The sequence below is a fragment of the Pseudomonas sp. FSL W7-0098 genome, assembly GCF_005930585.1.
Lineage (GTDB): Bacteria > Pseudomonadota > Gammaproteobacteria > Pseudomonadales > Pseudomonadaceae > Aquipseudomonas > Aquipseudomonas bubulae.
The window spans coordinates 474,947-494,921 of sequence record NZ_RXHW01000003.1 but is presented as its reverse complement, the minus strand read 5'-3'; the positions used below and the strand labels follow the sequence as shown (position 1 = coordinate 494,921).

Sequence of the window (19,975 nt, the reverse complement as noted above, 5' to 3'; positions counted from 1 at the left end):
AGGGGTTCATCGACATCTTGACGTTGGCGAGGTCAACGCCGGAGTTGTCCGCTTTGACGCGCACTTTAACGTTGTAATCGACCACTCGTTTGATACAGGCCAGCACCTTCATTGTTGCTCCCTCTATGGCTACTTGATTGGAAACCTCTTAAACCGTCGCGGGCTCAACAGGCAAAATCAGTTGATCCGGCACCGACTGCCCCGAGTTGCGTGCCACGAAGTAGTACACCAGCGCTGGCAGCGTCAGGCCGATGATCCAGGAAATATCAGTCCCCCCCAGGTGTTCCACCAGAGGCCCGGTGTAAAAGCTGGTGGCGATAAACGGCAACTGCACCACCACTCCGAAGGCGTAGACCAGAATACCGCGCAGGTTCCAGCGCCCGTATCGGCCATTCGGGTTAGACAGCGCCGGTACGTCATAGCGCTCTTTACTGATGAGGTAAAAGTCCACCAGGTTGATCGCGCTCCACGGCGTAAAAAAAGCCAGTAAAAACAGAATAAACGCCGAAAAATCCTTGAGGAACGAATGCTGCCCAAGCAAGGCCAGAGCAGTGGCAAAACCTACCATCAGCAGGATGTAAAACAGGCGTAAGGTCTTGGAGATTTCATGGTTGCCGCGAAAGCCGCTGACGATGGTGGCCAGGGACATGAAACTGCCGTAGGCATTGAGCGTAGTGATGGTCACCTTGCCGAACACCACGCAAAAATACAGCAGCGCCGCCATCGCCCCGCTCGCCCCCATGCCGACGATGTAGGCCACCTCATGCCCGGCAAACTGGCTACCGGCCAGGGCAGCCACAAACACACCGAAAACCATCGATATTTGCGAGCCGACGACAGAGCCCAGCCCCACTGCCAGAAAAGTTTTCAGCGACGAGGTGCTGGACGGCAGGTAACGCGAGTAGTCCGCCACATAAGGCCCGAACGCGATCTGCCAGGAGGCTGACAACGATATCGCCAACAGAAAACTGCTCAGGGAAAAGTGTTTATTGCTCAGCAACAGGCCAATGTCATTCTGAGCAATCAGGGTGTAGAACAGGTAGAAAAACGCCAGCACGCCGACCACGCTCGCCACACGGCCGATCATGTGAATGGTGCGATAGCCCAGAATGGTCAGCAGCACGATCAGGGCAGCAAAAATCAGGATGCCCCACGAGTCACTCACCCCCACCAGTTGCCCCACGGCCTGCCCGGCCAGCACCGAGCCGCTGGCCGAGAAACCGACATACATCAGGCACACCAGCACAATCGGGATCACGGCGCCATAGACGCCGAATTGCACCCGGCTGGAGATCATCTGCGGCAGGCCCAGCTTGGGCCCCTGCGCCGCATGCAACGCCATGATGGTGCCACCCAGCACTTGCCCGATCAGCAGGCCGATCAGCGACCAGAACACATCCCCTCCCAGCACCACGGCCAGGGCTCCGGTGACAATCGCAGTGACTTGCAGGTTGGCCCCGAACCACAAGGTGAACTGGCTGAACAGGCGCCCATGGCGCTCTGACTCAGGGATGTAATCGATAGAGCGCTGTTCGACCAGCGAGGCCCGCGGTGAATCTTGGTTGAGCGTGGACATAAGCAGTTCCTTCAGGCTGGCACCCGGGGTGCGCCGTGTTGTTTTGGGAAAGACTTTTCCAATCCTTGGCCGGCGGATTATCTGGCTGCGTCGAGCAGGGCACGGGAGATAATGATTTTTTGTACCTCGGAGGTGCCTTCAAAAATCCGCAAGATCCGCGCATCACGAACATAGCGCTCCAGCGGCAAATCCCGGCTGTAGCCATAGCCACCGTGCAGTTGCAGCGCAGCATCGGTGATAAACCCGGCGCATTCGGCAGCGACCAGTTTGGCGGTGGCCGAGTCGAGGCTGAAACGCTCGCCGCTGTCACGCCGGGCAGCAGCTTTCATGGTCAGCATGCGCGCGCTTTCGAGCTGCGCATACATATCAGCCAGGCGCCATTGCGTGCCCTGATAAGCGGCCAGCGGTTTAGGCCCGATCTGCCGTTCACGCACCCAGCTCAGGCTGGCTTGCAGGGCGGCATTGGCAATCCCCAGCGACATGGCTGCCACTTCCACCCGCCCACGGTCCAGCACCGCCATGGCCGTGTTGAACCCCTGGCCTTCTACGCCGAGCAGTGCCGATTCGGGCAGCCAGCAGTCCAGCGCCAGTTCATAGATGGTACTGCCACGCAGGCCCATGGTTTTTTCCGGACTGGAGAAGCTGATGCCCGCCGTGCCCCGGGGCACCATAAAGGCACTGATGCCCTTGTGACCTGCATCTGCGTCGGTCTTGACGTAGAGCACAATAAAATCGGCCTCCCTGGCATTGGTGATGTAGTGCTTGTTACCGCGCACCCGCCAACCACCTTCTTCACGTACGGCGCGGCTGCGCATATCCGCCGGGTTGGAGCCCGCCGCAGGCTCGGTCAGGGCAAAGGCACCGAGCAATTCGCCGCTGGCTGCCCGTGGCAGCCACTCATGTTTCTGTTCCTCGGTGCCGCCCAGCAGGATCGAGTCCGTGGCCAGAAAATGCGCAGTCATGGCCGAAGCGGTAGAGGCACAGGCACCCGCTACTGCTTCCACCACGCGGCTCATCGCCAGGCTACCAATGCCCAGGCCGCCATATTGTTCTGGCAGGTTGACGCCCATGCAACCCAGATCGCTCAACGCCCGGATGCTGGCCAGGCAAAAAGTTTCGGTTTCATCGTAGTGCTGGGCCAGCGGCTGAATTACCTCACGCGCCACTTGCTCGGCACTTTCAACTACGGCCATTTCCTCTGCGCTCATTTCAAAGTTCATGCTTTCTCTCCTGCTTTGTTCAAGCCAAATGCGGCGTTGTCTGCGCCCAATCGGGGGGCAATGGTGATGGCGTGGGGTTTACGGCCATTGAAGAACACCGGTTGCGGCACCAGCGGCAATACGCTGCCCTCGGGCTGGAACTGCAACTGGCGTACACGGGCATGTTCACTGCCCGCAGCCTGGGCCAGATCCCACACCGGTGAAGACGGCACTCCGGCATCGAGCAGGCCGTCGCATAACTGTTCAACCTTGTGCTGTGTGGTCCAGGCCTCGATAACAGCGCGTAACGCCGGCTCATTCAGGGTGCGCTGGGTATCGTTGACAAAGCGCGCATCGGTGGCCAGCTCCGGCTGGCCCATGCATTGGCACAGGCGCTCGAACAAGCGATTGCTGGCCACTGCAATCACCACCTGACCGTCTGCCGCGCGATAGCTATCAAACGGCGTCGATACCGGATGCCGGTTACCCACCAGCCCCGGCGCCACACCGTTTGCATACAGGTTGGACAGACCGGTCATCTGCAGGCTGAACAACACGTCGAACATGGCCACATCGATGTACTGGGCCCCCGGGGCATGCCGCTCGCGGGCAAACAGCGCCGAGCTGATTGCCCAGGCTGCATACACCCCGGCACACAGATCGCCGATGGCCTCGCCGCTGCGGGTCGGCCCGGTAGCGGCGAAACCGGTAACGCTCATCAGCCCGGACATGGCCTGCGCGACGATGTCATAAGCCGGGCGACTGGACAGCGGGCCTTGCTGGCCGAAACCGGAGATGCTGGCGTAGATCAGCCGCGGGTTGTGCTGCTTGAGGCTGTCGAAATCGATGCCCAGGCGTTGAGTGACACCGGGGCGGAAGTTCTCGACCATGACATCGGCATCGGCCACCAGTTCGTAGAAACGCTGGCGGTCGGCCGGGTTTTTAAAATCGATTTCAACGCTGCGTTTGCCGCGATTGATCAGCCCGAAGTAGACACTTTCGCCGTCCAGAAACGGGCCCAGATGGCGGGCGTCATCGCCCTCCTCGGGCACTTCGAACTTGATGACGTCGGCCCCCAGATCAGCCAGCATCGCGGTGCAATGCGGCCCGGCCAGCACGCGGCTGACATCCAGCACACGCACACCTTGCAGTTGTCGGGTAAACGGACTGTCGTTCATTTTCACATCCTCAAATGCTCAAGCGGCACAAAGGTGCACACTTATACCAACCTGTATGTACAAGTGAATGCAAGTGAAGGGCCAACACCTGAACGAGATCAACCAGGAACGTACAAAATTAAGATAAATAGCTATTTAAATCAGATAGTTAAAAATTAAGAACTTTTTAATACGGAATATGAGCGCACAGAAAAAATGCAAAAAACTGCCGCAACTTTGGGCATAAACAGGCGGGAAGGTAACAAAAACGCACCAAAAGTAACGCGAGTAACACGGGGCCACCCGCGAGTACTCAGTTACCGCACTGCCCTTGCAGGCGATAGCGCGAACCCGGATAGACCAGCCGGGCACACCCCACCAACCCCTGTGCAGCCCAGGTCCGGCGGCGAATCAGCAGGCATGGCTCGTTGCGCTTTACGTTCAACAGGCGGCATTGCGCGGAAGTAGCATGAATCGCCTCCACCTCATGTTCGCCGCCGGTCAGTGGCGCCAGGTTCATCAGGTAGGCATAGGCTGTGGTGCGGGTGAAGTCCTGTTGCAGGTACTCAGGGGCGATCTCGGCATTGATATAGCGCTCCTCGATCTGCACCGGCACCTCGTTTTCGTAGTGCACCATCAGAGAGTGGAATAAGCGTTTGACCCCGTCCAGGGCAAAGGGCAACACCGGCGTGGTCTTGGCCGGGACCTCTTCGAGCACAATCACTTCGCAGCGGTGCACATGGCCACGATCAGCGATTTCCTGGGCGATATTGCGAATCTCGAACAACGCCGCACTGCCCTTGGGCACGGCGACGAAGGTGCCCACCCCTTGCATGCGCACCAGCAGCCCTTCGATGGTCAGCTCACGCAATGCGCGATTGATGGTCATGCGACTCACCCCCAGCTGGGCAAGCAGTTCACTCTCAGACGGCAACTTGGCATTGGGCAGCCAGGCCCCTGAACGGATTTTTTGCGTTATGGCCTGTTTGACCCGGGCATATAGCGGTGCCGGGCTTTCGATGGAAAATGGCGCAAGGGATGAATTGTCATCGACTGACTTGGACACAACGACTCCTGTTCGTAGGGCTGGGCATGCAGCCGGGCTGCGCCAGTTTACGCGCAGCCCGGGTCAAGCAAAACGAGGGATTAACGCGGCATGTAATCCCGTTGCCAACGACGAGGTATGCGCAACGACAACACGCCCAAAACAGCCGCAAAACCGGCGCTGAACAGCAGGGCCTGGAGGCCGAACTGCGCCTCCAGCAAGGCACCCAGCACTGCACCCAGCAACATCCCGGTCCAGGGCACCAGTTGCACGCGCCAGCCACTGCGCCGCTCACCCAGCAGCCAGCGGCCCAGCCCGCGACCAAAACGCGACAATGCCCCGGTCACGTAGGTCAGGCCCACCGGCAGGCCATTGACCTGCTCCACCGCAGCATTGAGCATGCCCATTGCCACGATGGCTGCCAGCAACGCCGGCACCTGGCTGGCAAACGGCAGCAAAGCTGCTGCACACAACAACCCCGCAATCACCAGCATCAAGGGTAAAGCGCGCCGTCCGCCCCAGCGCCCCAGCAATACCCCCAGGGCGTTACCGACAATAAACGCCAGTACCGCAAGCAGCAGGCGCAACGCCATCTGCAGGTCACCGTCACCGACGGCCACCGCCAGACGCGTGGTATTGCCGCTCATAAATGAGACAAAATCACCGGTGGCCAAAAAGCCGATGGCGTCCGTCATGCCCGCCAGCACCGACAGGCTCGCCACCATGGCCAGCCCTACCCGGCCGCGCCAGGCACGTACTCGAAGATGCACGGGATTGCTCGGTTTTCGCAGTGGCGCTGGAAGCATGGCGCAAGCCTCTGTAGGAATACCAGACTAAAGAGTGAACGATTTTGTCATACAAAAAAGCCACCATAGCATTCACCCTGCAGGACAATTACCGATCTAGCGCAGGTAAAATCGAACCAATTGTGAAAAAGGCATCTAATAAACGCTTCTGCCAAGGATAAGAGGCTCAGGTTTGCAGTAATGACAAGGATCAACACAGGGGCTGCCATGCCCACTGTGCCAGGCCAGTCAGCCTTAACAGATGTATGCAGAAGAATCCCATGACCCAGTCTGTTTGGATTAAACCTCGACTCAAGCCCTATGCATTGGCGGCTATCCCGCTGTTACTGATTGCCGGCGCTGTTGCGCTGGCGGTACATGCGGATGACGTCTTTGCCCAGCCGGTAGACGGTGTGCAAACCCTGGTGTTTTTGCGCCATGCGGAAAAACCCGCCGATGGCCTCGGCCAGCTCACCTGCCAGGGACTGAACCGCGCGATTGACTTGGCTACCCTGTTGCCACAGCGCTATGGCAAGGCTGACTACGTGTTTGCAGCCAACCCTTCGCGCCAGGTTGAAGAAGGCGCCAATGATGATGCCTACAGCTACGTACGGCCGTTGATGACCATCAACCCGAGCGCCATCAAACTGGGCTTGCCGATCAATCTGGAGTATTCGGCCAACGATACCCGCCAACTGGCCAAAGAGCTGACCGACGACCAGTATCACAGCTCAACGATCTACACCGCCTGGTCCCATGGCTACTTGCCGGAACTGATCAACAGTGTCGCCAGTCAGGCGCTGGGCAAGAAGACCTCGTTGACCGAAGACTGGTCCGGTGGCGACTTTGACTCGTTGTATGTGTTGACCCTGACCTGGAAAGACGGCAAGGCCAGCCTGCTCAGTCGCGTCGACAAACAGGACCTCAACAATGGCTCCAGGGCGTGCCCGACCTGATCTGATCCACCCGCACCGGGATCACGGCGCGGTGGCGGCGCGGTTGAATTTTCCAGCACAAATGCCGATCATCCGGCGCACTCTCGGCAAAAAACGCTGTCAGATGCCACACTGACTTTCCAGCGCTGGCTGCTCGAACAACCCCGGCGCGACCCATCTCCAACTTGCGAACAGCTCAAGGTACATGCATGAAGATCAAGGTTACCGGATTACCCCTGCTTTTAGTGGCCTTGCTGGGACTGGCAGGCTGCGCGACCCCGAGCGTTGTGACCCTGCAAAACGGCACGCAATACCTGACCAAGGACCTGCCCACTACCACCAACAAGGACGGTTTCTATGAGTTCGTCGATATAGCAGGCAAGCACATAAAGGTCAGGGCCGATGATGTATCAACGATCAAGGCGGATTGAAGATCAGCGGCAAGCGCCAAGGCTGTTGACGCTTGCCCCTGCTTTTACCCGTTCAGGGCATCCAGCAACCGGTAGTAACTGATACCCGCCGCCACATACAGGCGCTGCAAGCTGTGGAAGGGAATTCTGCGCATCGGCGTGACAGGGAACGGGAAGTCATTGCTGGCCCCCGAAACTCGCGCCGCCAGATGCTTGCCCAAGGTTGTCGCCATCGCAATGCCGCGGCCGTTGTAGCCCATCAGGATCGACAGGCCTGGCTGCGGCTCATGCAACTGTGGCAACACACTATGATTGAGCGCCACACGCCCGCTCCAGCGGTATTCGATCGCCACGCCTGCCAACTGCGGAAACACGCTGATCAATGAGCGCTCAAGGTGTGCCCAGTCTTCGGCACGCCGCGGTTCGGCAAACGGCCCACGCCCACCCAGCAGTACACGCCCCTGGGCATCCTGCTTGAAGTACAGCAGCAGGCGCCGCGCATCGGAGCACACTTCCCCGCCCGGCAAAATGGTTTTGCGCAGCTCCGGCGACAGTGGTCGGGTGGCAATCAGGAAACTGTTGGCCGCCAGCACGGTTTGCCGCAGCCCTGGCCACAAGCCATCGGTATAGCCATTGGTAGCCAGCACCACACGCTCGGCCGTCACGCTATGACCTTGTGCGGTGGTCAGTTGCCACTGCGTGCCGATGCGGCGCAAGTCCGTCACCTGGCTATCGCTGTGAATCATCACGCCACGCCCCAGTGCCGACCTGGCCAGGCCGCGAGCATAGTTAAGCGGATGCAAACTGCCAGCCCGCGGGTCAACCCAGCCACCCACGTAATTGTGCGTACCGATGCGCTGGCATACGCTGTCACTGTCCAGCAACTCGGCGGCTACACCGCGCTGTTGCCACTGGCGGGCACGACCCTCCAGAGTCTTCATCGTCGCGCTGGAAAAGGCCGGCTGAATCCAGCCCTTGCGCGTGGCATCACACGCAATGCCGTATTCGCGAATCAGCGAAAACACTTCATCTGCGGCACCGCCGCAGGCTTCGATAATTTTCTCGCCACGCTCAGCGCCAAAACGCTCAAGCAACTGATCGGGGTCGTATTTGAGGCCGGGGATGACCTGCCCGCCGTTGCGCCCCGAAGCGCCCCAACCCGGCTCACCCGCATCCAGCACACAGACACTGACACCCGACTCTGCCAGGCGCAGTGCAGTCACCAGCCCCGTGTACCCGGCACCGACAATCGCCACGTCCACCCGCTTGTTTTCCGCCAGTGCCTGGGTCAGAGCCGCGGGGCGCGCCGTAGCGGACCAGAGGGAAGGTGGCAAGATCAATTTCGAGGGTGCTTTCATGTACGCCTCCGCAGCGCAAAGCGGCCTTCCAGACGACGCAAGCCATAGGACAGCGGCAAGCTCATCGACAGATAGAGCAACGCAACCAGGGTGTAGACCGTCATGTTTTCAAAGGTCGAAGACGCAATCAGTTGCCCTTGGCGGGTCATTTCCGCCACGGTGATGGTCGACACCAGCGAGGAGTCCTTGAGCATCATCACCAGCGTGTTGCCATAGGGCGGCAAGGCAATGCGAAATGCCTGGGGCAGCACAATCCGGCGCATGATCAGCAGACCGCGCATGCCAAACGACTCGGCGGCTTCGATCTGGCCCAGGTCGATGGCCTGGATCCCCGCCCGAAAGTTCTCGGCCTGATAGGCTGAATAGGCAATGCCCAAACCGATCACGCCCGCCTGCATGGCGCTGAGCTGGATGCCGAAGTCGGGCAACACAAAATAGATATAAAACAGCTGCACGATGATCGGCAGCCCGCGAATCACATTGACCACGCCGATGGCGAACAAGGCGATGGCGCGAATCACATTGACCACGCCGATGGCGAACAAGGCGATGGCGCGAATCTTGGAAACCATCATCAGCGCAAACAGCAAGCCAATCACTGAACTGAGCAGGAACGAACCTGCAGTGACCTGCACAGTGACTACTGCGCCTTTGAGCAGAATTGGAAGAAAGTCCAACGCGTCCTGGAGAAACATAAACTACCTGCGCACCGCTACAAGAAGTGACCCGCCGCAACACGGGGGCCACAGGATCATCAGTTCAGTTGCCACTTCTCGATGATGCGTTGCAGCGAGCCGTCGGCCTTGATGGCGGCAATGCCCTTGTTGACCTGCGCCAGCTTCTCGGCATCGCCCTGGCGCATCACCAGGCATACGTCGCCCATCACCACCGGCACATAGGTGCTCGACAGTTTTACGTCCGGGTTTTTACCCTGGGCCAACTGGTAGGCGATGATCGGGCGATCACCGAATGCCGCCTTGATACGGCCCAGCTTGAGGTCCCGCATCAGGTCAGGAATGGAGTCGTAGCTGCGCACTTCCTTGAAGCCGCCGTGTTTGTTCAGCGCATCGAGAAAGACCGTACCAACCTGGGCGCCGACCACTTCACCGGCCAGGTCATCCATGGTTTTGTATTCTTTAGGGTCGTCAGATTTGACGATCAGGCCTTCGCCGTAGCTGAAAATCGGATCGGAATACTGCACAACCTTTTCACGCTCTGGGGTTTTGAGCATGGCGGCGGAAATCAGGTCGATCTTGTTGGTGGTCAACGAAGGGATCAGAGCCGCAAAGGTGGTTTGCTGGATCTCGGTGTCGAACCCGCCAGCCTTGCCCACCGCCTCGGCCGCATCGACCATCATGCCCTGGATTTTCCCGCTCTTGATATCGAGGAAGGTGAACGGGATGCCCGTTGCTGTCGCCCCGACCTTATAGACAGGCTCTGCAACAGCGCTGGCTGATCCAATCAACCCGGCAGCCATTGCGCATACCAGCGTCAGCACTTGAAAAGGTTTGTGCATAGCGAATCTCCCTGTGGTCGCTTTTATTGTTGCGATACGGCACTCAACAACCCCTGCAGCCTCTGGTGCAAAATGCCGCCATCGACTATAACCAATTTACTTAAATCGTAAAGAGATTTATAAGTATCGCATATCGATACTTATAGGCCTGAAACAAGCCAAGGATGCGCCATGAGCGATAACAACAACCCTCTTTTCAACCAGTCACTGGAAAAGGGCCTGGCCGTACTTCGCGGTTTCGGCGCGGCGCGGCGCACCATGACCCTGGCAGATATAGCGTTGGTGGCAGGCATCAGCAAAAGCTCGGCCCAACGCATGGTGCATACCCTTGAAGAACTCGGGTATGTACGCAAACACCCGCAAAGCCGGCGCTTCCAGTTAACGCCCAAAGTTATGGAGATCGGCTACAACTATCTGGCCGCCGATATATTGGTAGATGTGGCAAACCCCTACTTGGCCGAGCTCAACCAGATCACCGGCGAGACGGTCAACCTGACCGAGCCCGACGGACTGGACATGGTTTACGTGTCACGTTTCGTCGCACCGAAATTTATCCCGATCCATATGCCTATCGGCAGCCGTATCCCGATGTACTGCACAGGTGGCGGGCGTGCTTACCTGAGTGGCCTGGCAGATGATGAAATCCGTGGTGTGCTGCAAGACAGCCAGCTGATCGAACTGACACGCCATACAATTACCGATGCCGACGCCATATTTGAACGGGTGCAGATCAGCCGCAAACAGGGTTATGCCACCAACAAGGAAGAAATGTTTCTGGGTGACATGACCATTGCCGCGCCGATTTTCAACAGTAACGGCCTGCCGGTCGCGGCGGTGCATGTGGTGGTGCCCAGCAGCCGCTGGAGCATGGAAGAAGCCGAAGAAAAACTGGCCTCTACAGTGATTCAGTGCGCCCGCGGGATCAGCAACTCGATCAGGACGCTGTAGCCCGTATATACGACGACTGTGGGAGCGAGCCTGCTCGCGAAGGTCGTTCGCGAGCAGGCTCGCTCCCACAAAAAGGCTTGATCGGCAACAGAGTCTCTTCAGGGGACAGAAGAGTCAGAGGCGCCAATGGTTTTCAAACCGCGCCCAAAATCAACCCGCGGTAATGCCCGGGGTTGGTCCCCGACCATTTGCGAAAGGCCTTGTAGAATGAGCTGGTATCGGCAAAGCCCAGGCGCTGGGCAATATCGGCATAGCTGTGCTCAGGCTCGGCCAGCCAGCCGATTGCCAGCTCCTTGCGCACGCTGTCCTTGAGCCCCTGAAAGGTTTGCCCTTCGTCCGCCAGGCGACGGCGCAAGGTCGATGCCGACATGCACAGACTCTGCGCCATGCCCTGGGTCTCGGGCCACTGCACGGCCGGCAACTGGCGCAGATTCTGTTTTATCTGACTGGCCAGGCTTTGCGGGTCGCGGTACTTGACCAGAATATTGGCCGGTGCTTCGGCCAAAAACCGTTTCAACTCCTGATCGCTGCGCTTGATCGGTGCATCCAGGCAATCAGCGGCAAAAATCATCCGCGTGCGTGGCCGCTCAAAGCGCAGGTTCTCGGAGAACATCACTTCGTAGTCTTCGCAGTAATCGGGCGCAGCACAACGCAGCTCAATGGCCAGAATCGGAATCCTGCGCCCGGCCAGCCAGCAGGCCACACCGTGCACGATCATCCAGTAGGCAAAGTAGGTAAAACCACGGCTGGCCTGTTGCTCAGGCTCGTGCAGGACAATCTCGGCCACGCTTTGCTGACGCACCAGGCGTGCAGGCAAACGCTCCAGCATCAACGACAGAAACCCCAGTACCACCTCCAGCCCCCGGGCCAGGGTTGGCTGCGCCATGGCCGAGCGGCACATGAACTCCAGGCTGCCGGCCCGCAACTTGCGCGGGTCCATGCCAAAAAATTCGTCGTCCAGGCGCCGCGCCAGCAACCGCCACATCCGCGCATAGACCATGGCCGGTACACGGGCATCCGGCTGGTCAAGCAACTCGCGCGCGATGCCGACCTTGTGCAGCACTTCATCCGTGGCACTGCCCGGCGCACAGCTTTGCAGCAGCGCCTCACGCACCAGATGAATGGAGATGGTGTCCTTGTTCAGCATTGGCCCTGTTCCATGCCCGATGACGTATCGATGACGGCCATCTTAAGCAGCACGGATCAAAAAGCCAGCAGTAACTTGCCGCTGGACAGGCAGCGCCAGCGGCGCGGCCCGTGGCTCAGGCAATCAATCAGCGGTTATCCACCGTGGTGATTTCACGACGCTCGGCCATGCTTGCCGGCACGCCCTCTTCGTCGGTGAAAAACTGTTGGTACCACTCGCGTAGCTGATAGACCGGACCATCGCCCTCGGCCAGCACCGGGTTGTTGATGCGCACCTTGTGCGTCCAGATATCAACGTCCTGATAGAACGAGTCGCGGTTACGCTGCACATAATCCACGGCCAGCGCTTCGTTCTGTTCATGGGTCCAGCCCGGCACTTTTTTCACCATGCAGCCAAAACGCAGTTCAAAGCTGTTGGGGCCGATCGGCACGTGGCAATTGAGCAGGATGGACTTTATTTCCAACCCTTCAAACACCGCGCTCATGCGTGTCAGGTGCGTCGCGGGGCCGTAATAGGCCGACTCGGCCACCAGGTCACCGCCCAGCCGCTCGGAGTCGCCATGGAAGATCTGCTGAGCGATATGCCCCTCGAACACATTGTGGAAGTACTTGGTCGGCGTGCCATGTACCGGACCGAAATGCTGAGCGTCCACCAGGTTGTCGACCAGCTCGCGCGGGTTGGTTTCGATGATCAGCTTGTCCATATGCCAGCTGTGCAGCCACTCATCGCTGTCCAGCTCCGGTAGATGGGGGATCACCACATCTTCGGCGGGCGGCTTGCCTTCAGGGTTGTTCCACACAAACAGCAGATTGTTGACCTCGCAGGTCTGCCAGGCACGGGTTTTGGCCTTGGGCGGAATGCGCTTGCAGTAAGGGATCTCGACACACTTGCCGCTGGCTTCGTACTGCCAGTGGTGAAAGGGGCAGACCACACGGTCATTCTCGATAGTGCCCTGGGACAGGTCGGCACCCATATGCGGGCAATGGGCGTCGAGCACACTGATCTCGCCCTTTGACGTGGCAAATGCCAACAGTCGCGAGCCGAACACATTCAGGGTATGCAGCTTGCCATCACGGTACACGTCTGCCTCGCCCAGGCAATGCCAGCCGCGACCATAGCGGGGCGACAAAGCATTCTCGACGTGGATGTGTGCGAGTTTAGTCATTTTTATTATTCCTCAGGTTAAGGGCCAGGGCGCTTTACCCGATGATCTTCACCGAGGTTCGGGGTGGGCTCATCGTTCAGATGGACTAGAGGGGCTGCCCTCACCCCAACCCTCTCCCGCAGGGAGAGGGAGCTGGTTAGCGGTGATCTTTGGGCCGCGTGCGGTCAGCCCCCTCTCCCCCTGGGAGAGGGACAGGGTGAGGGAGCGCTTAGCGCCAATCCTCGACAATCCCGTGTTCACGGGCAAACGGCTGGCAGTGGATGGTCTTGCGCTGGTGATCAACCGCCCCTTCATGGGTGGCCAGCCACAGCATCACCGCTGCTGGTACCTCTGGCGGCGCAGAGCCTGCACGCAGGGCAATGACGCCTTTGTCACCAATGGTGGCGCGCAATGCGTCAGTGGTCACCACACCCGGGTTGAGGGTGTAGGCACGAATCCCCTGCTCCCCCAGTTCCACCGACAATATGCCCGACAGCCTCGACACTGCCGCCTTGCCCGCACCATAGGCGTAACCCCAGCCGCCCTTGCCCGCTGCCACCGGCGGATCGGTTTCTCCAGCACCGGAGGTGACGTTGATCACCACACCGCCGCCCTGCTCGAGCATCTGGCTGACCACCGCCCGGGTCAGCAAGAACGGTGTCATCACATAGCCCTGAAAGACTCGCTCCAGGGTCTCGGGCTGCAACTGCATAAAAGGTACATTCAGATCGCTGCCCTGGTAGATGGCATTGTTGACCAGTACATCCACCCGGCCATATTCGGTAAACACAGCCTGGCTGGCGGCCAGTACCGACTCACTGTCGAGCAGGTCCATGGGCACCACCAGCGCCTTGCGTCCCAGCTCACGGATTGCCGCTGCGGTGGCATTCAAACTGCCGGGCAGTGGCGTGCCATCCGGGTTGCGCAAGCCGTGGGCATGGCTTTGACCTTCGTCCAGGCTGCGCGCACTGATGGCCAGATCAAAACCTGCACGGGCAAAGGCCAGCGCGGTTGCACGACCAATGCCGCGACTGGCGCCGGTAATAAATGCCACTTTGTTCATAAAAGCCCCTTAGCGGTCAGAAACGCTGTGTACGCACCATTGCGTCCATGCCGCCGTCGACAAACACTACGCTGCCGGTCATGAAACTGGCCTGCGCCGATTGCACAAAAGCCACAACCCGGGCCAGTTCTTCAGGAGTGCCCGAGCGCCCCAGTGGTGCGACAAACTCACGTACGGCCTTGCCAAACCGCGCATCGTCCTTGGCCGCCTGATGCAGCGGAGTTTCCACCGCGCCCGGTGCAACCACGTTCAAACGGATACCTTGCGGGGCCCATTGCACCGCCTTGCGCCGCGCGGCACAGGTCACCGCATACTTGGAACCGGCATAGGCCTGGTGCGTCTGACCCAGGGCATTGGCCAGTTCCAACGCCTTCGCCTCGTCACCGGCGAGCATCGCGGCAACCATTGGTTCCTGCTCGGCACCCGAATGGGTGGCCGCCACTGAACCGATCACCAGTGCAGCCGGGTTCTCCCCCTTGGCCAGCGCATCGGCCAGGCCATCAAGCAGTTCACTGACGCCAAAGTAGTTAACCGCCAGCACGATGCCGCTGGAAGGTGCGGTCACCCCGATCCCGGCGCAGCACACCAGCCCGTCGAGCACCCCGCCGCATTGCTCAAGCACCTGCGCCACTGCCGCCTGGCGCCCGGCACGGGTCGAAAGGTCAGCGATCACTTCGGCATTGCCACGGTCAATTCCGATTATCCGGTGGCCCGCAGCTCGTAATTGCGCGCACACGGCGGCGCCGATCCCGGAAGCGGAACCGCTGACAGCAGTAACTGGCATAAGACTTTCCTTGATGATGCAGGCGCAGGCGGCCTGGCTGACGATAAACCGGCGGTGGCGCAAACACCCTCGCCGGCGGGCATAAATCCTTAAGCGCTTTTACGAACCGGACGCGCCAGTTGTGGCGCCGGCACCACCACGGACTCAGCCGCTCGCAAGGCGCACTTGGGCTTTCCCAACGCGACCACGCTGTTCAGCAAAATCCTCACCAGCTCGGTCTGGCGGCGCACACCGGTCTTGGAGAAGATCGAACGCAAATGCGCCCGCGCGGTGTTGCGCCGGATATTCAGGTTTTCCGCCGCTTCCTCCAGGGACAAGCCGTTGGCCAGTTCCATCGCCAGCGCCGTCTCGGCCTTGGTCAGGTTGAACAGTTGTTTGGTCACCACTTCACTGGCCAGCGATTTGCCTACCGAGTCGCGGATATAGATCACTGCCGCCGGTTTGCTCTTGCCTTCGGCCCACTCCAGCGACGGAATGGCCTCGACCACCAGCCCCAGGCTGACCTGACCCGAAGGTCGGGTCACGGACATCGCATCGGCTGTCGCCCCGCCCTCACGCACTTCCTGGCTGAAAGCGTGCTTGACCAGGCGTTGCAGCTCGCGGTTGTCGCTGGGGTAAGTGGCTTCCAGCCTGCCCCCCACCAACTTGAGTCCATCAGCGTTCTTGAGAATTTCTTCGGCCACCGGGTTGAGGCGCAGAACCTTGCCGGTTTCGTCGAGCACGATGGTCGCCACCGACAGGCGGCTGATGGCCTGGGCGTACAACTCGCTCATGGACTCGCTGCGATCGAGCAGGTTGTGCAGATGCAGGGCGCGGCGCAAATGCGGCAGAAAACTGCTGCACAGGGCACGCTCGGCACTGGAGAAAGCCGGGGAAGACTTTGGCCGGGTGATGCGAAACCGCAGCTTGCCGCCATCGGGCGTGGAAATGTCGGCGCCCATCACGTGATAGACATTCTGCGGACCGCAGTAGGCCTTGAAATAGGCCGACTGCACCCACTCGCTCTCGCTCATCAGGTCTTCGACGGTAAATACCTGGTCCAGCGCCTGCCCGACAAAGGGGGTATTGGTTTGCGGATAGGTTTGATAGGTCAGCTCGCCCTCACCTTCGATATCTCCGGCAACGATCATCAAGCCCAGATCGGGCTGATCGGGCACTCGCAGGATCAGGGTTGCGTAGTTGGCCCGGAACATGCCACGCACGGTACACAAGGTACGACCCATTATTTTGGGGTCCAGGGCACCGTCATAAAAGCTGCCGACCATCTGATCGTAATCGGCCAGTTCAAGCCCCAGACCGGCCAGGGTCTGGTGATTCAAGGTCACTGTATCCACGGACTTATCCTCGCTTCGGGCCAGGTTCATGACCGGCCCTTTTTATTGTTCTTATGACTAGCGGCTAACCTTTGCACCACATCCGTAAAGCTGTGCAAAAGCGACTCAGTGTGTCTGTATGCCTGCCGTCATACAAGCCCGGCAAGCTGTCTGCTTCAGCGGTTTGAAGAGTCCTTCGCAGCAACGCTCGGCTTGAGCGGATAATGCCCGGCGGTCGCTTGCGCCGGGCGGGTTTTGACCTTGACCAACGGTCGTGCCAAATTGAACCAGGCCGCCAGCGCCGGTAGCAAAAAGATTGCGCCGAGCACGTTGACGAGAAACATGAAGGACAGCAGTACACCCATATCAGCCTGGAACTTCAGGGGAGCAAAGGCCCAGGTACACACGCCGATGGACATGGTCAGCGCCGTAAACACCGCCGCCGTACCCCGTTGGCACATGGCCTGGTAGAACGCCGTGCGCAGATCCTTGCCGTCAGCCATTTCATGGGCAATCCGCTCGTACAGATAGATCCCGTAATCGACTCCCACCCCCACACCCAGTGCCATCACTGGCAGGGTCGCGACTTTCAGGCCGATGCCCAGGGTCGCCATCAGGGCGTTGCACAGGATCGCGACGATGGCCAGCGGCACCAGAATGCACAGCACCGCGCGCAATGAACCAAAGGTCAGCCAGCAGAACAGCGCCACCGAACCGAACAGCGCCGCGAGCATCACCACCTCGGCCTGCTTGACCGCTTCGTTGGACGCCGCCATCACCCCCACGTTGCCACCGGCCAGCAGAAACTCCACGTTTGGCCCTTGCAAGCCGCCGATGATGCGTTGGGTTTCGTCCACTACATGGCTCACGGTCGACCCTTCGTGATCGGTGAGGAACACCAGGATCTGCATGCGCTGGCAGCCTTCGGTCACCAGGCCGTCGTCCGGCATGTAAGCGCGAGAGCCCTGGCTCAGGCCGCGCTCGGAACCGGGGATCGCCGACCAGCGCGGGTTGCCTTCGTTATTGCCGGCAATCACGGCTTTACCCATGCCTGCCACGCTCTGCACTGACTGCACACCCGCCACGCTGCGGATCTGGAAGTCGAATGATTCAATGGCGCGCATCACTTGCGGCGCCAGGCAACCTTCTTCGATGCCCTTGACCTGCACGAACACCGACATCACATCCAGGCCAATCGAATAACTGTTGATGATCTTCTGGTTGTCCTGGTTGTAGCGCGAATCGGCGCGCAGCTCCGGCGCACCCACGCCGATATCGCCCACTGCCAGATCCCGGGCCTTCCAGGCACCGACACCGAGCAGCAGCAGGCTGACCACAAACACCGCCAGCGCCGGTTTTGGCTCGGCCAGCGCCGATAGCCGCCACCACAGCGCGTGCTTGCCCTGCACCTTGAGCCCTTGGGCCATCGCCCCCGGCTCAAGCTTGAGATACGACAGGATGATCGGCAGCATCAGCTTGTTGGTGATGATCATCAGCATCACCCCGATGCATGCGGTCACGCCCAGTTCATGCACGATGGGAATGTCGATCAGCATGATGACGCCGAAACCCAGGGCGTTCATCAGCAACGCCAGCGAACCCGGGATGAAGATCTTGCAAAAAGCGCCGTGCGCAGCCTGCACCGCAGAGCTGCCCGCCAGTACATCCTGTTTCCAGGCATTGGTCATTTGCACCGCATGGGAGACGCCGATCGAGAAGATCAGAAACGGCACCAGAATCGACATCGGATCGATCCCCAGCCCCAGCAACGGCAGCAACCCCAACAGCCAGACCACCGGCAGCAGCGCCACGGCCAGCGCAACCACCGTAAGGCGCCATGAGCGTGAATAGACCCACAGCATCAACGCGGTGATGACAAAGGCAATCACAAAAAAGCCGATGACCGTCGTCAGGCCTTCAACCACGTCCCCCACCAGCTTGGCGAAGCCGACGATGTTGATCTCGATATCATCATTGCTGTACTTGGCACGGATATCTTCCAGCCGCTGGGCCACCTCGGCATAGGACACCGATTTGCCGGTTTGCGGGTCCATGTCCTGCAGGTCGGCGCGCACCATCGACGAGGTCAGATCATTGGCCACCAGACGCCCGACCTGTCCGGAGCGGGCGACGTTGTTGCGGGCCTGGGACAAGTCTTCGGCCGTGCCGGTAAAGCGCGGTGGCATCACCACATCGCCGAAAAAACCGTCCTCGGTGATTTCGATATAGCGCACATTGGCGGTGAACAGCGACGTCACACTGGCACGGCTCACACCATTGATAAAAAACACGTCATCCGTGACTTTGCGCAGGGTTTCCAGGTACTGGCGGTTATAGATATCGCCTTCGCCTTTCCACTTCACACTGACCAGAAAACGGTTGGCCCCCGTGAAGTACTGGCTGAAGTTGAGAAAGTTGACCATAAAGGCATTGCGCACCGGGATCTGCTTGTTAAAGCCCGGGTCCAGTTGCGTGTGTGTGGCGCTGTAACCCAGGGCCAGGGTCAATAATACAAACAGCGCCAACAGGCTCTTGCGCCAGACGATCAGCAAGTCGGCAATACGCTCGACCGTGCGATTTACAACACTGTTTTCACTGCTCACCGGGCACCTCCAAGGGCAGCAACACCGCCATCAGTCCCCTGGAACACACCGCGCTCGCCGCCTACCAGCAGCCGTGAGCCCACCATTACCGCCGAAGTCAAAGTACCCAGCCCCGGCAAGCGCGTAGCGCTGACCAGTTCACCCTTGCCGTCCAGGCGTACTACCGAGCTGCCAGCACCGACAATCAGCAGGCCACCGTCGTTGGGCAATAGGACATGGCCGTAGAGCGGCAATTGATTGCCGACTTTTACCGGTTCCCAGGTCTGGCCGAAGTCCTGACTGACAAACACATGGCCGCGCATGCCATAGGTCACCCAACGATCGGGGCTCAGGCGTACCACACCAAACAGCGAGCCGTTATAGAACGGCTCGAGCTTGTGCCAGCTGTGCCCGGCATCGTCGCTGCGCAGCACCAGCCCTTGCTCGCCGACCACCATGCGGCGACCGTCTGTTCCGCCATCCATGCCATTGAGGTGAGCGCTATCCACCTCCAGCGGCTGGGCTTGCCAGGTGCGGCCGTCATCCCCGGACTGGTAAAATTTGCCGAAACTGCCGAACGCCAGGACACGATTGCCACCGGCACTCCAGATGCCCAGCAAAGGCTCGGCGATTTCGCCGTCGAAGCGCACCTCTGACCAGTTGGCGCCTTCATCTTCGGAGCGCACAATCCAGCCATCATGGCCGACCGCCAGCAGGCTTTTATCCGGCAGCGCCACCAGTGCGGTAAGGGTCAGATCACGCTGCGGCTTGACCGTCGCTGGCTGCCACGAGCCCCCCTGATCGTCGCTGAGCAAAATATTGCCGCGCTCGCCGACGGCCACCACCCGCTTATCCAGATACAACATACCGTTGATTTGCAGACGATCGGGCCGCAACTGGGCCGAAGCGACATCGGAGGCATGACGTGGAGAGAAGGTAAACGCGATGGTGACAGCGACGATCAGGCAAACCAGATAGCCAATTATTGAGCGCATGGTCGATGCCTCGCTGCA

Annotated in this window: 18 protein-coding genes and 1 pseudogene; 3 read left to right on the top strand and 16 right to left on the bottom strand. The window is 59.7% G+C overall.

The features are described from left to right. The 6 genes and pseudogenes from FHL07_RS08065 to FHL07_RS08040 form a co-directional block, all read right to left on the bottom strand. A pseudogene (locus FHL07_RS08065) lies at nucleotides 1-112 on the bottom strand (electron transfer flavoprotein subunit beta/FixA family protein); the annotation flags it as partial. Nucleotides 113-148: 36 nt separating this feature from the next. After that, complete coding sequence (locus FHL07_RS08060; protein ID WP_133145056.1) at nucleotides 149-1,576, bottom strand: purine-cytosine permease family protein; 1,428 nt, start codon at nucleotides 1,574-1,576, stop codon at nucleotides 149-151. 77 nt (nucleotides 1,577-1,653) lie between these two features. Then, nucleotides 1,654-2,796: an acyl-CoA dehydrogenase family protein gene (locus FHL07_RS08055; protein ID WP_095026677.1), complete on the bottom strand. Its 1,143-nt coding sequence runs from the start codon at nucleotides 2,794-2,796 to the stop codon at nucleotides 1,654-1,656. After that, a complete protein-coding gene (locus FHL07_RS08050; RefSeq protein WP_138738344.1) occupies nucleotides 2,793-3,953 on the bottom strand; it encodes a CaiB/BaiF CoA transferase family protein in 1,161 nt (386 codons plus the stop codon). The genes FHL07_RS08055 and FHL07_RS08050 overlap by 4 nt, the downstream gene beginning before the upstream one ends. Before the next feature lie 292 nt (nucleotides 3,954-4,245). Next, nucleotides 4,246-4,998 (bottom strand): histidine utilization repressor, encoded by a 753-nt coding sequence (hutC, locus tag FHL07_RS08045; protein ID WP_095018697.1) that lies wholly within the window; start codon nucleotides 4,996-4,998, stop codon nucleotides 4,246-4,248. An 80-nt stretch (nucleotides 4,999-5,078) separates the two neighbouring features. Beyond that, nucleotides 5,079-5,783, bottom strand: a complete 705-nt coding sequence (locus FHL07_RS08040) for a YoaK family protein (protein ID WP_095003339.1) — start codon at nucleotides 5,781-5,783, stop codon at nucleotides 5,079-5,081. 260 nt (nucleotides 5,784-6,043) lie between these two features. Between FHL07_RS08040 and FHL07_RS08035 the strand changes: the two genes are divergently transcribed. Then, entirely contained in the window at nucleotides 6,044-6,718 is a 675-nt protein-coding gene (locus FHL07_RS08035; protein ID WP_095003338.1) for a histidine phosphatase family protein, read from the top strand. 188 nt (nucleotides 6,719-6,906) lie between these two features. After that, a complete protein-coding gene (locus FHL07_RS08030) occupies nucleotides 6,907-7,128 on the top strand; it encodes a YgdI/YgdR family lipoprotein (RefSeq protein WP_095020697.1) in 222 nt (73 codons plus the stop codon). A 44-nt stretch (nucleotides 7,129-7,172) separates the two neighbouring features. Here the strand turns inward: FHL07_RS08030 and FHL07_RS08025 are convergent, their stop codons facing one another. From FHL07_RS08025 to FHL07_RS08015, 3 genes are read right to left on the bottom strand one after another with little or no spacing between them, the layout of a single operon-like run. Next, on the bottom strand, nucleotides 7,173-8,465 hold the full coding sequence (locus FHL07_RS08025; protein WP_095018696.1) for an NAD(P)/FAD-dependent oxidoreductase: 1,293 nt from the start codon (nucleotides 8,463-8,465) through the stop codon (nucleotides 7,173-7,175). After that, on the bottom strand, nucleotides 8,462-9,160 hold the full coding sequence (locus FHL07_RS08020; protein ID WP_138738343.1) for an amino acid ABC transporter permease: 699 nt from the start codon (nucleotides 9,158-9,160) through the stop codon (nucleotides 8,462-8,464). Before FHL07_RS08020 ends, FHL07_RS08025 begins: the two co-directional genes overlap by 4 nt. Nucleotides 9,161-9,219: 59 nt before the next feature. Continuing rightward, nucleotides 9,220-9,981: an ABC transporter substrate-binding protein gene (locus tag FHL07_RS08015; RefSeq protein ID WP_095018695.1), complete on the bottom strand. Its 762-nt coding sequence runs from the start codon at nucleotides 9,979-9,981 to the stop codon at nucleotides 9,220-9,222. A gap of 171 nt (nucleotides 9,982-10,152) precedes the next feature. Here FHL07_RS08015 and FHL07_RS08010 point away from each other — a divergent pair, with 171 nt between their 5' ends. Then, the gene (locus FHL07_RS08010) at nucleotides 10,153-10,929 is read left to right on the top strand and encodes an IclR family transcriptional regulator (protein ID WP_095003333.1); all 777 of its coding nucleotides are present in this window, start codon (nucleotides 10,153-10,155) and stop codon (nucleotides 10,927-10,929) included. Nucleotides 10,930-11,062: 133 nt separating this feature from the next. Here FHL07_RS08010 and FHL07_RS08005 read toward each other — a convergent pair whose 3' ends face one another. The 7 genes from FHL07_RS08005 to FHL07_RS07975 form a co-directional block, all read right to left on the bottom strand. After that, nucleotides 11,063-12,076, bottom strand: a complete 1,014-nt coding sequence (locus FHL07_RS08005; RefSeq protein WP_095018694.1) for an AraC family transcriptional regulator — start codon at nucleotides 12,074-12,076, stop codon at nucleotides 11,063-11,065. A gap of 127 nt (nucleotides 12,077-12,203) precedes the next feature. After that, nucleotides 12,204-13,241 carry a Rieske 2Fe-2S domain-containing protein gene (locus FHL07_RS08000; RefSeq protein WP_138738342.1) on the bottom strand — a complete coding sequence of 346 codons (1,038 nt, stop codon included), beginning with the start codon at nucleotides 13,239-13,241 and terminating at the stop codon, nucleotides 12,204-12,206. A gap of 208 nt (nucleotides 13,242-13,449) precedes the next feature. Beyond that, on the bottom strand, nucleotides 13,450-14,283 hold the full coding sequence (locus tag FHL07_RS07995; protein ID WP_095003330.1) for an SDR family NAD(P)-dependent oxidoreductase: 834 nt from the start codon (nucleotides 14,281-14,283) through the stop codon (nucleotides 13,450-13,452). Nucleotides 14,284-14,299: 16 nt separating this feature from the next. Further along, nucleotides 14,300-15,067 carry an SDR family oxidoreductase gene (locus FHL07_RS07990; protein WP_095023741.1) on the bottom strand — a complete coding sequence of 256 codons (768 nt, stop codon included), beginning with the start codon at nucleotides 15,065-15,067 and terminating at the stop codon, nucleotides 14,300-14,302. Between the two features lie 89 nt (nucleotides 15,068-15,156). Then, complete coding sequence (locus FHL07_RS07985) at nucleotides 15,157-16,401, bottom strand: helix-turn-helix transcriptional regulator (protein ID WP_370688638.1); 1,245 nt, start codon at nucleotides 16,399-16,401, stop codon at nucleotides 15,157-15,159. A 155-nt stretch (nucleotides 16,402-16,556) separates the two neighbouring features. Then, nucleotides 16,557-18,983, bottom strand: coding sequence for an efflux RND transporter permease subunit (locus tag FHL07_RS07980; RefSeq protein WP_095003327.1), 2,427 nt, complete (start codon nucleotides 18,981-18,983; stop codon nucleotides 16,557-16,559). Then, nucleotides 18,980-19,957 carry a WD40/YVTN/BNR-like repeat-containing protein gene (locus FHL07_RS07975; protein ID WP_095023740.1) on the bottom strand — a complete coding sequence of 326 codons (978 nt, stop codon included), beginning with the start codon at nucleotides 19,955-19,957 and terminating at the stop codon, nucleotides 18,980-18,982. The genes FHL07_RS07980 and FHL07_RS07975 overlap by 4 nt, the downstream gene beginning before the upstream one ends. Between the last annotated feature and the right edge of the window lie 18 nt (nucleotides 19,958-19,975).

Bases quoted from the DNA above. Each gene is read 5' to 3' on its own strand.
- FHL07_RS08060 (WP_133145056.1), bottom strand. From the start codon at position 1,576: ATGTCCACGCTCAACCAAGATTCACCGCGGGCCTCGCTGGTCGAACAG.
- FHL07_RS08055 (WP_095026677.1), bottom strand. From the start codon at position 2,796: ATGAACTTTGAAATGAGCGCAGAGGAAATGGCCGTAGTTGAAAGTGCC.
- FHL07_RS08050 (WP_138738344.1), bottom strand. From the start codon at position 3,953: ATGAACGACAGTCCGTTTACCCGACAACTGCAAGGTGTGCGTGTGCTG.
- FHL07_RS08040 (WP_095003339.1), bottom strand. From the start codon at position 5,783: ATGCTTCCAGCGCCACTGCGAAAACCGAGCAATCCCGTGCATCTTCGA.
- FHL07_RS08035 (WP_095003338.1), top strand. From the start codon at position 6,044: ATGACCCAGTCTGTTTGGATTAAACCTCGACTCAAGCCCTATGCATTG.
- FHL07_RS08030 (WP_095020697.1), top strand. From the start codon at position 6,907: ATGAAGATCAAGGTTACCGGATTACCCCTGCTTTTAGTGGCCTTGCTG.
- FHL07_RS08025 (WP_095018696.1), bottom strand. From the start codon at position 8,465: ATGAAAGCACCCTCGAAATTGATCTTGCCACCTTCCCTCTGGTCCGCT.
- FHL07_RS08020 (WP_138738343.1), bottom strand. From the start codon at position 9,160: ATGTTTCTCCAGGACGCGTTGGACTTTCTTCCAATTCTGCTCAAAGGC.
- FHL07_RS08015 (WP_095018695.1), bottom strand. From the start codon at position 9,981: ATGCACAAACCTTTTCAAGTGCTGACGCTGGTATGCGCAATGGCTGCC.
- FHL07_RS08010 (WP_095003333.1), top strand. From the start codon at position 10,153: ATGAGCGATAACAACAACCCTCTTTTCAACCAGTCACTGGAAAAGGGC.
- FHL07_RS08005 (WP_095018694.1), bottom strand. From the start codon at position 12,076: ATGCTGAACAAGGACACCATCTCCATTCATCTGGTGCGTGAGGCGCTG.
- FHL07_RS08000 (WP_138738342.1), bottom strand. From the start codon at position 13,241: ATGACTAAACTCGCACACATCCACGTCGAGAATGCTTTGTCGCCCCGC.
- FHL07_RS07995 (WP_095003330.1), bottom strand. From the start codon at position 14,283: ATGAACAAAGTGGCATTTATTACCGGCGCCAGTCGCGGCATTGGTCGT.
- FHL07_RS07990 (WP_095023741.1), bottom strand. From the start codon at position 15,067: ATGCCAGTTACTGCTGTCAGCGGTTCCGCTTCCGGGATCGGCGCCGCC.
- FHL07_RS07975 (WP_095023740.1), bottom strand. From the start codon at position 19,957: ATGCGCTCAATAATTGGCTATCTGGTTTGCCTGATCGTCGCTGTCACC.